Origin of the sequence: Bradyrhizobium sp. CCBAU 45394, from assembly GCF_028128655.1 — a bacterium.
GTDB classification, from domain to species: domain Bacteria; phylum Pseudomonadota; class Alphaproteobacteria; order Rhizobiales; family Xanthobacteraceae; genus Bradyrhizobium; species Bradyrhizobium diazoefficiens.
This window is the reverse complement of record NZ_LBIX01000172.1, coordinates 127,551-138,932: the sequence shown is the minus strand read 5'-3', so window position 1 is coordinate 138,932 and position 11,382 is coordinate 127,551. Positions and strand designations below refer to the sequence as shown.

At 65.3% G+C, this 11,382-nt stretch carries 13 protein-coding genes; 6 read left to right on the top strand and 7 right to left on the bottom strand.

Annotation, left to right across the window (positions count from 1 at the left end):
• Positions 1 to 103: 103 nt before the first annotated feature.
• Complete coding sequence (gene ald / locus WN73_RS30275; protein WP_028172193.1) at positions 104 to 1,219, bottom strand: alanine dehydrogenase; 1,116 nt, start codon at positions 1,217 to 1,219, stop codon at positions 104 to 106.
• Positions 1,220 to 1,360: 141 nt separating this feature from the next.
• Between ald and WN73_RS30270 the strand changes: the two genes are divergently transcribed.
• The 3 genes from WN73_RS30270 (at position 1,361) to WN73_RS30260 (ending at position 5,032) form a co-directional block, all read left to right on the top strand.
• Complete coding sequence (locus WN73_RS30270; RefSeq protein WP_028172194.1) at positions 1,361 to 1,840, top strand: Lrp/AsnC family transcriptional regulator; 480 nt, start codon at positions 1,361 to 1,363, stop codon at positions 1,838 to 1,840.
• A gap of 249 nt (positions 1,841 to 2,089) precedes the next feature.
• Positions 2,090 to 4,447 (top strand): Orn/Lys/Arg decarboxylase N-terminal domain-containing protein, encoded by a 2,358-nt coding sequence (locus WN73_RS30265; RefSeq protein ID WP_271555925.1) that lies wholly within the window; start codon positions 2,090 to 2,092, stop codon positions 4,445 to 4,447.
• A 6-nt stretch (positions 4,448 to 4,453) separates the two neighbouring features.
• Positions 4,454 to 5,032 (top strand): GNAT family N-acetyltransferase, encoded by a 579-nt coding sequence (locus WN73_RS30260; protein WP_028172196.1) that lies wholly within the window; start codon positions 4,454 to 4,456, stop codon positions 5,030 to 5,032.
• Between the two features lie 3 nt (positions 5,033 to 5,035).
• On the opposite strand, the gene WN73_RS30255 is transcribed toward WN73_RS30260, so the two are convergent.
• The 3 genes from WN73_RS30255 to WN73_RS30245 form a co-directional block, all read right to left on the bottom strand.
• On the bottom strand, positions 5,036 to 5,248 hold the full coding sequence (locus WN73_RS30255; RefSeq protein ID WP_028172197.1) for a hypothetical protein: 213 nt from the start codon (positions 5,246 to 5,248) through the stop codon (positions 5,036 to 5,038).
• Between the two features lie 195 nt (positions 5,249 to 5,443).
• Positions 5,444 to 5,884 (bottom strand): flagellar basal body rod protein FlgC, encoded by a 441-nt coding sequence (locus WN73_RS30250; protein WP_028172198.1) that lies wholly within the window; start codon positions 5,882 to 5,884, stop codon positions 5,444 to 5,446.
• Between the two features lie 119 nt (positions 5,885 to 6,003).
• Positions 6,004 to 7,053, bottom strand: coding sequence for a hydroxyacid dehydrogenase (locus tag WN73_RS30245; RefSeq protein ID WP_028172199.1), 1,050 nt, complete (start codon positions 7,051 to 7,053; stop codon positions 6,004 to 6,006).
• A 267-nt stretch (positions 7,054 to 7,320) separates the two neighbouring features.
• On the opposite strand from WN73_RS30245, the gene WN73_RS30240 reads away from it, so the two are divergent.
• From WN73_RS30240 to WN73_RS30230, 3 genes are all read left to right on the top strand, one after another.
• The gene (locus WN73_RS30240) at positions 7,321 to 7,878 is read left to right on the top strand and encodes a thiamine pyrophosphate-binding protein (protein WP_028172200.1); all 558 of its coding nucleotides are present in this window, start codon (positions 7,321 to 7,323) and stop codon (positions 7,876 to 7,878) included.
• 10 nt (positions 7,879 to 7,888) lie between these two features.
• Positions 7,889 to 8,497 carry a thiamine pyrophosphate-dependent enzyme gene (locus WN73_RS30235; RefSeq protein WP_028172201.1) on the top strand — a complete coding sequence of 203 codons (609 nt, stop codon included), beginning with the start codon at positions 7,889 to 7,891 and terminating at the stop codon, positions 8,495 to 8,497.
• Between the two features lie 75 nt (positions 8,498 to 8,572).
• Positions 8,573 to 8,950: a VanZ family protein gene (locus WN73_RS30230; protein WP_028172202.1), complete on the top strand. Its 378-nt coding sequence runs from the start codon at positions 8,573 to 8,575 to the stop codon at positions 8,948 to 8,950.
• A gap of 39 nt (positions 8,951 to 8,989) precedes the next feature.
• Here WN73_RS30230 and WN73_RS30225 read toward each other — a convergent pair whose 3' ends face one another.
• The 3 genes from WN73_RS30225 to hyi form a co-directional block, all read right to left on the bottom strand.
• Positions 8,990 to 9,373, bottom strand: coding sequence for a DUF1236 domain-containing protein (locus WN73_RS30225; protein ID WP_028172203.1), 384 nt, complete (start codon positions 9,371 to 9,373; stop codon positions 8,990 to 8,992).
• 114 nt (positions 9,374 to 9,487) lie between these two features.
• On the bottom strand, positions 9,488 to 10,375 hold the full coding sequence (locus WN73_RS30220) for a 2-hydroxy-3-oxopropionate reductase (protein ID WP_271555919.1): 888 nt from the start codon (positions 10,373 to 10,375) through the stop codon (positions 9,488 to 9,490).
• A gap of 210 nt (positions 10,376 to 10,585) precedes the next feature.
• Positions 10,586 to 11,371 (bottom strand): hydroxypyruvate isomerase, encoded by a 786-nt coding sequence (hyi, locus tag WN73_RS30215; protein WP_060911234.1) that lies wholly within the window; start codon positions 11,369 to 11,371, stop codon positions 10,586 to 10,588.
• Positions 11,372 to 11,382: the final 11 nt, after the last annotated feature.

Below are 11,382 nucleotides of genomic sequence, written 5' to 3'. Positions count from 1 at the left end.
CTCCACGTCGTCATTGCGAGCGCAGCGAAGCAATCCAGAATCTTTGCGTGGAGATACTCTGGATTGCTTCGCTACGCTCGCAATGACGGAACTGGCGGCCCGTCTACGCCGCGAGCCCGGTCTCCACCGGAGCGAACTCCAGCCCGAGGCTTTCCGCGACCGCCTTGTTGGTGATGCGGCCACGGTGGACATTCAGGCCGTTGCGCAAATGCGGGTTCTCCAGCACCGCCGCAAAACCCTTGTTCGCGAGCATCAGGCCGAACGGCAGCGTCGCGTTGTTCAGCGCCTGGCTCGACGTGACAGGCACCGCACCCGGCATGTTGGCGACGCAATAATGCACGATGCCGTCGACCTCGTAGGTCGGGTCCGTGTGCGTGGTCGCATGCGACGTCTCGAAGCAACCGCCCTGGTCGATAGCGACGTCGACCAGCACGGCGCCCGGCCGCATCGATTTCAGCATCGCGCGCGTGACGAGTTTGGGCGCGCTCGCGCCCGGCACCAGCACCGCACCGATCACGACGTCGGCGGCAAAGACCTCCTCCTCGACCGCCTCGATGGTTGAAAAGCGGGTGCGCACCCGTCCGAGAAAGACATCATCCAGCTCGCGCAGCCGGGGAATCGAGCGATCGATCACCGTGACCTCCGCGCCAAGGCCCGCGGCCATGCGCGCGGCCTGTGTTCCCACCACGCCGCCGCCGAGCACGACGAGCCGCGCCGGCTGCACGCCGGGCACGCCGCCCAGCAAAAGCCCGCGACCGCCGGCCGACCGCTTGAGCGCGGCGCCAGCGGCCTCGATGGCGAGGCGGCCGGCGACTTCGCTCATCGGCGCAAGCAGGGGGAGGTGACCGGCCGCGTCGGTGACGGTTTCATAGGCGATCGCCGTACAGCCGGAGGCGAGCAAGCCCTTGGCCTGTTCGGGATCCGGTGCAAGATGGAGGTAAGTAAACAGGATCTGGCTTTCGCGAAGCTGGGTCCATTCGCTCTTCTGCGGCTCCTTCACCTTCACGATCATGTCGGAGCTGGCGAAGACGTCGCGGGCGCTCCCGGCGATCTCCGCCCCTGCCCGCCGATAGACCTCGTCCGAAGCACCGATGCCGCTGCCAGCGCCTGTCTCGACCGTCACCTGATGCCCGGCCGCGACATATTCACGGACCGCGCCCGGGGTGAGCCCGACGCGATATTCCTGCACCTTGATCTCCTTGGGCACACCGACACGCATCCTAGGCTCCTTCCAACGTCTTGATTCACCTCGCCATGGTAGCGACGGGTCCAGTTTGGTTTCGTGCAAATATCAGCTAGTTTCGCGATCTCCGCGCCGGTTTCCGGCGCCGAAGTGCCCTTTCACGCTGGAAACGAAACATTGGCCCTCGACCGGAAAGACCTCGCCATCCTCGCGGAACTCACGACCAACGCGCGGGCCAGCCACACCGAGCTTGCCAACAAGGTCGGACTATCCAGCACGGCGCTGGCGCGGCGGCAGAAGGCGCTGGAGGACGACGGCTACATCCAGGCCTATCAGGCCGCGCTCGACCTGGCGCAGTTCGGCCTCACCACGACGGTACTGGTGCGCATTGCGCTGGAGAGCCAGAGCGACGAGGCGCTGAAAGCGTTCGAGGCGGAGGTGGTGAAATGCCCCTCCGTCGTGCGCTGCTTCCTGATGTCGGGCACCGACGACTACATCCTGATCGTGCTTGCGCGCGACATCCAGGATTTCGAGCGCATCCACCGCACCGAGCTGTCGCGATTGCCGCGCGTCGCGCGGGTGCAATCGAGCTTCGCGCTGCGCGAAGTCGTCAACCGCGCGGTGCCGACGGTGGTGTTCAGCGAGGCCAAGCGGTAGCGGACTTCTCCCTCTCCCCGTTCTTACGGGGCCGCGCCGAGCTTCGCTCGCGCTGAGAGCGTTGGGGTGAGGGGCTGCACCCACAAAGGCGGTGATAGTCGGACTCGCGGAAGCTCCCCTCACCCGGATTGCTGTGCAATCCGGCCTCTCCCGCAAGCGGGGAGAGGCGAAACGCCAGCCGCAGCTCCCGTCATCCAACTGTCATCGAATGTGCCGAGAGCTGTGTCTCCAGTACATTCGGGACAGACAATGGACTATTTCAAGCGCTTCAACTTCCTGTTCGCCGCACCCGTGTTCGACGCCGACGACCTCGAAGGCGTCCGCTTCAACCAGATCATCGAGGAGATCCAGCGCTCCGGCTTCGAGGTCGTCCGGGCCCGCAAGCTGGAGGACGCGGAGATCGCGGTGCAGACCGACGCCGCGATCGGCTGCATGGTGGTGGACTGGGGCAAGAAGGGCCTGGAGGGCAAGACCTCGGCGCTGATTAATTTGATGCGGCGCCGCGGCCTCGACTTCCCGATCATCCTCCTGATCCGGCGCAAGCGGTTCGAGGATCTGCCGGTCGAGGTGCTCGACTTCATCGACGGCTATGTCTTCCTCTCCGAGGAGACGCCGACCTTCATCGCCAAGAACCTGATCAGCCGGCTCAAGCAATATGCCGAGACGCTGAAGACGCCGTTCTTCGGCGCGTTGGTCGACTATGCCGAGGAAGGCAACCAGCTCTGGACCTGTCCGGGCCACAATGGCGGCGTGTTCTACAATCGCAGCCCCATCGGCCGGGTGTTCGTCGAGCATCTCGGCGAATCCGTGTTCCGCGACGACCTCGACAATTCCGTGCTCGACCTCGGCGACCTCCTCACCCATGAGGGCCCGGCGCTGAAGGCGCAGAAGGAAGCCGCCCAGATCTTCGGCGCGGAGAAGACCTATTTCGTGCTCAATGGCACCTCGACCTCGAACAAGGTCGCGCTCGGCGCGCTCGTCACCGACGGCGACCTCGTGCTGTTCGACCGCAACAACCACAAGGCCGCCCATCACGGCGCGCTGATGATCAATGGCGGCATCCCGGTCTACGTCCCGACCATCCGCAACGCCTGGGGCCTGATCGGCCCGATGCGCTGGGACATGCTCGACGAGAAGGCCCTGCGCGAGGCGATCCGCAGCCATCCGCTGGTCAGGGATCGCGACGCCTGGCGCAAGGAACGGCCGTTCCGCGTCGCCGTGGTCGAGCAGTGCACCTATGACGGCTCGATCCACAGCGCCGAGATGATCCTGAAGCGCATCGGCCATCTCTGCGAATACATCCTGTTCGACGAGGCCTGGGCCGGCTTCATGAAATTCCACCCCCTCTATGCCGGCCGCTTCGCCATGGGGCTGGCGAACCTTCCCCCGGAAGCGCCCGGCATCATCGCGACGCAGTCGACCCACAAGCAACTCGCGAGCTTCTCGCAGGCCTCGCAAATCCACATCAAGGACCGTCACATCCGCGGCCAGAAGCGGCGGGTCGAGCACCGCCGCTTCAACGAAAGCTTCATGCAGCACGCTTCCACGTCACCGTTCTACCCGCTGTTCGCATCCCTCGACGTCGGCGCGCAGATGATGAAGGGGCGCTCCGGCGAAGTGCTGTGGGACGACACGATCCGGCTCGGCATCGAGCTGCGCAAGAAGATCCGCGCGATGCGGCGTGAGTTCGAGGAGAAGGAGCAGAACCCCGATCGGCGCTGGTTCTTCGAGCCCTTCGTCCCGGATCGCGTCGCCATTCCCGACGTCAGCCGCCCCGGCGCCGCCCACAACGTCGCCTGGGAGACGCTGTCCACCGACGAGCTCGCCACCAATCCCGCGCTGTGGCAACTCTCTCCGGATACCAACTGGCACGGCTTTCCCGATCTCGCGGAAGGCTTTGCCATGACCGATCCGAACAAGCTGACGCTGCTCACGCCTGGCTTCGATCGCACCACCGGCGCCTATGCCGAGCACGGCATCCCCGCCCCCGTCGTCGCGCAATATCTGCGCGAGAACCGCATCGTGCCCGAGAAGAACGACCTCAACTCCCTGCTCTTCCTGCTCACTCCCGGCGTCGAGGCGAGCAAGGCCGGCACGCTGATCTCCGGCCTCGTCGCCTTCAAGAGGCTGCACGACGACAATGCGTTGCTGGCGGACGCAATCCCGGAATTCTACCAGCGGCGGCAGGCGCGCTATGCCGGCGTGCGGCTGCGCGATCTCTGCGGCGACATGCACCGTTTCTTCCGCGCCGCCGATGTCAGCGCGCTCCAGGCGCGGCAATTCATGCCCGAGCACATGCCCGAGATCGCGATGTCGCCCCGCGATGCCGCCCGCTATTTGTTCCGCAACGACGTCGACTATCTGCCGATCGAGGCGATCGCGGGCCGCATCGCCACCACGCCCTTCGTGGTCTATCCGCCCGGTATCGCCACCATCGTGCCCGGCGAGCGGCTGACGGAACGCGCCAAGCCCATGGTCGACTATCTCAAGATGTTCGAGACCTGCTTCAACACGTTCCCGGGCTTCGACGTCGAAATCCAGGGCGTCTACAAGGAGATCGATGCCCAGGGCCGTATCGGGCTCTATACTTACGTCGTTGCCGAGTAGGTGCCGATGAACGAGACAGCCGCTATACGAGCGGATGACGAGCCGGTCCAGGTCCGCCCCTCGCGCGAGAGCGATGTCGAGGCGATGCTGGCGATCTACCGCCATCATGTCCGCAACGGCGTGCCGCGCGATGTCGAGGGAACCGGCGCGCCGGAGCCGGACGATCTGCGCGACCGGCGCAAGAACCTGAAGCAGACCCGCCTGCCGCATCTGGTTGCGACCTATCGCGGCGAGGTGGTCGGCTACGCCTATGCGGTGCTGTTCCGCAAGCGCCCGGCCTATCGCTACACCGCCAAGCACTCGATCTACGTCCACCACGCGCATCTCGGCCGCGGCGTCGGACGGCTATTGCTCCAGGAGCTGGTCGATGTTTGTGCGGCGGCCGGCTTCCGCCAGATGATCGGCTATATCGACGCCGACAACGCGCCCTCGCTGGCGCTGCACGAAAAGTTCGGTTTCGCGCGCGCCGGCCTGCTCTGCGGCGTCGCCTACCGGCACGGCCGCTGGTCCGACACCGTCATGGTGCAACGCTCGCTCGGCGCGGGCGCAACCGCGCCGCCGCCGGCAACGGCACCCGGCCGGTAAGCCTTACGAGGGGAAGTCGGCCGGTCTGACGTGGATGCGATCGGCATGCAGCGACCAGTCACACAACGCCTGGTCCTTGCAAAACCGCGCCTTCGCCCGTTCCCTGGCCTCGTCCTCGTCGGCGGCGTCGATCTCGAGCGTGCCCTGGCAGACCTCGATCTGCCGGCCGTACTCCCCGAGCACGTCCTTCATGAACCTGACGACATAAGTGGACATGGGACCTCCTGCTGCCTCGGCAGCACTCTAATCCCATTTACCCGGTTTCGGGGAGGCAGATTTTGACCGGGATCAAGGCCGGCAACGGTTCCCGCCGCCGGTCCAGGCGTCGGTTCGATCCGTCAGCCGCCCCGCCCTGCCCAAAGCCTCGCGGAAGGCGCGCGCGACACGAGGCGCACGGGCCGACATCAATCATTACGTCGTGATATCGAGCAGCGACTCTGTCGTCTCGGCATAAGCTTGAATGACCTTCGCATTGGCAATGAAGCTGTACTTCGCGGTCGCCAGTTCAACGAATTCGCCGGCGAGATCGACATTCGGCGCTGCGACCAGGCCGTCCTCGTTTGCGAAGGGAGCGCTCGGATCCGACTGTGCGATATAGCTCGGCGAAACCGCCGACACGGTCGCGACCGTACCGCCCGGCGTCGAGCCGCTCGATTGGGAGACCTGATCGACGCGCAGCGGCACATAAGCCGCGGGAAAGGTCGGAGCTATGCCCGCACCGGCCGATGTGCTCGATCCGCCTGGTGCTGGCAGCGGGCCGGTCGTGCTGATATTGGCGATGTTGCTCGCGGCCACGCTCACGCGCAAACTCGCTGCAGAAAGTCCGGATGTGGCAATCGAAAATATGCTCATGGCCTTTCATCTACAGGACAAGCAATACGCGTTCCCTCACGCAATCGATAAGATGCGCCACTTTGTATTTTCATCGCGGTAACCAATGATTGGAACGCAATCGACCTTCGTGCGCGTCCCTACCCCGGCATCACGCCGAACGCCCGCTTGAAGCGCTCGGCGTAGCGCGGCCAGACCTCGGGATTGATGATGCGCGGCGGGCGCTTGCCGTCGAGCGTCTCCAGGACCTGCTCGGCGGCGATGCGGCCCATGTTCTGGCGCGCCTCGGTCGTCACGCCCGCGGTATGCGGGCTCGCCAGCACGTTGTCGAACTGGAGCAGCGGATGCTCGGGCGGCGGCGGCTCCTTGGACCAGACGTCGAGACCGGCCCCCGCAATGCGCTTGTCGCGCAGCGCCTGGAGCAGCGCGTCCTCGTCGTGGATGAAGCCGCGCGCGGTTGTAATGAAATAGGCATGCGGCTGCATCAGCGCGAATTCACGCACGCTGATCATGTTGCGGCTGCCCTTGTTGAGCGGGCAGGAGATCGAGACGAAGTCGGCGCGGCGCAGCAGCTCGTCGAGCTCGACCTTCTCGCCGCCGCGCTCGGCCATCACTTCGGCGGTTAGATACGGGTCATAGGCCAGCACCTTCATGCCGAGCAGGCCCTTGCACAGCGCGGCGATGCGGCGGCCGACATTGCCGAGGCCGATGATGCCGACGGTCTTGTGCTCGACCTCGTTGCCGACGAGGTCGTTGCGGTTGACGTCGCGCTCGCGGCGCAAGCGACGGTCGGACTGGATGATGCGCTTGGACAGCGTCAGCATCATCGCCAGCGCGTGCTCGGCGACCGAATGGGCGTTGCCGCCGGACTGGTTGACGACCAGCACGCCCGCATCCGTACAGGCTTCGACGTCAACGGGATCGAAGCCCGCGCCGTTGCTGGAGACGAGCAGCAAATTCGGCGTCCGTTTCAGGAAGGCGGCATCGACATGGAAGTGCGGGGCGAGCTCGTCGCGGGCCGCGCCGATCTGGTAGACATGGGCGGCCGAGAGGATCGGCGCATAGAAGTCTTCGGGGCTCTCGTTCTCGATGCGGTCGAGCCGGACGTCGGGCCGCGCCTTGAGGATGTCGATATAGATCGGATTGGCCAGATATTTGACGTAGAAGACGCGCTTGTTGTTGACGGACATCAGGACCCTTCCGGCTCTCTCGAGGAGGTCCACAAGGTCAGCGCGGCGCGCGCCCGTCCATGCCTTCCTCCCAATTTCTCATTGTCGCCGCTTATGACATGGCGGTGCCGGCCACGGCAGGCCGCCTGGCGCAGATCACGGTGCCGGCCCGGACATGTTGACAATCCCGCGGCCTGCGTCAAGTTCGGCGGATCGCCGCGACGGCCAGGGCAATGGCAAAGACCAAGAAGCATGCGCGGCCCAAGGAATACGCCAAGGGAGAGCGCAATGGCGATTGCGGAACAGCAGACCTCGACGCAGGGGTCCGGCGACGGGAGCTGGCACGGCATCGTCCTGCAGACCTTGAAGCGGAACGAGATCAGCCTGATCCCTTACGTGCCCGACCGCGTGCTGACGCCGCTGATCAAGAACCTGCATGCCGATCCCTTCTTCACCACCTTCGCCACCGCCCGCGAGGAGGAAGCCGTCGGCATCGTCTCGGGCGCCTGGATGGGCGGACGGCGCGGCGCGGTGCTGATGCAGACCTCGGGCTTTGCCACGCTCGCCAACGTGCTGGCCTCGCTCGCGGTGCCCTACCAGATCCCGCTGATCATGTTCGTGTCCGAGCGCGGCACGCTCGGCGAGTTCAACTACGGCCAGTCGCTGGTCTGCCGCACCATGCGCCCGGTGCTGGATTCGCTGGCGCTGGAGCATCACACCATCACCCGGCTCGACGAGCTTGAATTCATCGCCGACCGCTCGATCAAGCAGGCGATCACCACGCAAGCGCCGGTGGCCCTGATCCTCAACCCGCTGCTCACCGGCGGCAAGGTCTTCGACAAGTGAGGCCGGCCAAATGAGTTCAAACATGAACACGCGCAACACCAAGGTGATGAACCGCTTCGACGTGACTTCGCGCCTGATCGCAAAGCTCAAGCACGAGGAGGCCGTGATCGGCGGCATCGGCAATACCAATTTCGACCTCTGGGCCGCCGGCCACCGCCCGCAGAATTTCTACATGCTCGGCAGCATGGGGCTCGCCTTCCCGATCGCGCTCGGCGTTGCGCTGGCGCAGCCGGAGCGCCGCGTCCTCGCGCTCGAAGGCGACGGCTCGCTGCTGATGCAGCTCGGCGCACTCTCGACGATTGCGGCGTTGAAGCCGAAGAACCTGATCATGATCGTGATGGACAACGGCATCTACCAGATCACCGGCGCGCAGCCGACGCCGGCCGCTGACGTCGCCGATATCGTCGCCATCGCCGCCGGCTCGGGGCTCGCCAACAGCGCCTGGGCCGCCGACGAGGAGGATTTCGAGCGCCTAGTCGAGAAGGCCATGTCGGCTAACGAGCCCAGCCTGATCGCGGTCCGCATCGACGACAAGCCGGGCGTCGGCACCACCCGGCGCGATCCCGTGCAGATCCGGGAGCGTTTCATGCAGGGCCTCGGCGTGCGCGAGCCACTTTAACGTTTCGTCATTAACTACACGGCGATCTGATCCGCAGCCCGCGCAGGCCCTGCAAAACCATGCTAAGCGGTGCGGATGTCCATTTTGGTTCGTGCCTTTGCCTGGCTGCTCGCTGCGGCCGTTGCCTTTGCAACCCTCGGTCCGCCCGGCCTGCGCCCCCATTCCGACCTCGGCCAGGACGGCGAGCATGCGCTCGCCTTCATCCTGGTCGGGCTGGCCTTCGGCCTCGCCTATCGGAAGCGACGCCTGGCAGCGGCGGCCGTCTCGGTCATCCTGATCGGCCTGCTCGAGCTGATGCAGTTCTGGACACCGGGACGCCATGCACGGCTGGAGGATTTTCTGGTCGATGCCGCCACCGCCTGCGCCGGCTTCGCGCTCGCAGCCGCAGCCGATTGGGTCATGACACGCCTACGCCCCAGCGTATCCGTCACAAGCGAAGGCCCCGCGGAGTGACGCTCCGCAGGGCCCGTTTTCACTCAACGCTTATGCCGGTCAGTCGATGATCTTGACGACGCGGCGGGTCCGCGGCTCGACGATGACGCGGCGATCGTTCACGACCGCATAGCGATATTCGGTGTAGTTCGGCACGGGACGCAGCACCACGGTCGGGGGCAGCGGCTCGCCGACCACGACGCGCTCGTGGATCACGACAGAGTCATCGCGCGGGATTCCGCCCAGGATCGCATTCGGGATTTCGAGGCCGGCGCCGACGGCCGCACCGACGGTGCCGCCGACCATCGCTCCGACCGGGCCACCGATATCGCCGCCCGCGCGTGCGCCGTTCCTCGCGCCCTCTTCGGTCGTCGACTGAGCAAAGGCCGCACTCGACGCCAGCAGGGACGCGGCAGCCAACGAAATCGCAAGACGGGTTTTCATGCGCTTATCTCTCCAGTGATTGTCATGCACTCCCAACCCGCGGGAGCGGACCATTGTTCCGGTTCCCGCGCGACGAAAGACAGGTCAAATCTGGAGAGTGTTCCTGCGTAACACTTACGCAGCGGCGATCTCGTGCCCCGCCATCAGTTCCAGCGCGCGCACCATCGCCGAGTGATCCCAGCCCTTGCCGCCATGCGCGGTGCAGGACGAGAACAATTGTTGCGCCACCGCTGTGCTCGGCAGCGACAGTCCGAGCGAGCGAGCGCCTTCGAGCGCGAGATTGAGATCCTTCTGGTGCAGCTCGATGCGGAAGCCGGGATCGAAATTGCGCTTTACCATGCGCTCGCCATGCACTTCGAGAATCCGCGACGAGGCAAAGCCGCCCATCAGCGCCTTGCGCACCAGCGCCGGATCGGCCCCGGCCTTCGATGCGAACAGCAGCGCTTCACTCACCGCCTCGATCGTCAGCGCGACGATGATCTGATTGGCGACCTTCGTGGTCTGTCCGTCGCCATTGGCGCCGACATGCGTGATGTTCTTGCCCATCCTGTCGAAGATCGGCTTCATGGTGCCAAAGGCCCGCTCCGGCCCGCCGACCATGATGGTGAGGCTCGCAGCTTTCGCCCCGACCTCCCCGCCCGATACTGGCGCATCGAGATAGTCCGCACCCAGCGCCTCGATCTTCTTGGCAAACTCCTTCGTCACCAGCGGCGAGATCGAGCTCATGTCGACGACGATCTTGCCCTTGGAGATGCCGCTCGCGACGCCGTCCTTGCCGAATAGCACGGCCTCAACATGCGGCGTATCCGGCACCATGATGATGACGGCATCCGCCTCCTCCGCGACCTCCCTGCCCGACTTGCAGGCGATGCCGCCCGCCGCGATCAGCTCGGGCGGCACCGGCGCAACGTCGTGCAGGAGCACGCGATGGCCCGCGGCCAGAAGATGGCCGGCCATCGGCCGTCCCATGGTGCCAAGTCCGATAAAGCCGATGTCGATCATGTCAAATCATTCCTCTCTGTTCAGGCTAAGTCGATCCGCGGGCTCGGTGCACCTCTCCCGCTTGCGGGAGAGGTCGGCGCGAAGCGCCGGGTGAGGGTTCTGTCCGCATCGGGATTATCGACGCATCTCACGGGCCCCGTTGCGGAGGCACCCTCACCCCAGCCCTCCCCCGCAAGCGGGAGAGGGAGCGCACCGTGACCGTGGCTATGACTACGTCTCGAAGGTCTGCGCCGCGTGCCAGGACAGGCCTTCCAGCGTCGTGGTGCGCGGCTTGTATTCGCAGCCGATCCAGCCGCGATAGCCGATCGCGTCGAGGTGGCGGAACAGGAAGGGGTAGTTGATCTCGCCGGTGCCCGGCTCGTGACGGCCGGGATTGTCGGCGAGCTGGACGTGGGCGATCTGGGGGAGATATTCCTGCATGGTGCGGGCGAGATCGCCCTCCATGATCTGCATGTGGTAGATGTCGTACTGGATGAACAAATTGTTCGACCGCACCTCGGAGATGAGCTGCACCGCCTGCTCGGTGCCGTTGAGATGGAAGCCGGGAATGTCGAGCGTGTTGATCGGCTCGACCAGCAGCCTGATGTTCTCCCGCGCCAGCGTCGAGGCGGCAAAGCGCAAATTGCCGACGAGGGTCTCGTTGAGTTCGCGCGGATCGGCATCGGCGGGCGCGATGCCGACGAGACAGTTGAGCTGCTCGCAATCGAGCGCCTTGGCATAATCGATGGCGCGGAACACGCTGTCGCGGAATTCGGCGGTGCGGTCTGGCAGGATCGCGATGCCGCGCTCGCCCCCGGCCCAATTGCCGGCCGGTAGATTGTGCAGCACCTGCGTCAACCCGTGGGCCTCGAGCTGCTCTCGGAGCTGCGCCTTGTCGAAATCATAGGGGAAGAGATACTCGACCCCGGCAAAGCCCGCCGCTTTCGCCGCGGCGAAGCGGTCGAGGAACGGCATCTCGTTGAAGAGCATGGTGAGGTTGGCGGCAAACTTCGGCATGATGCTGTCCC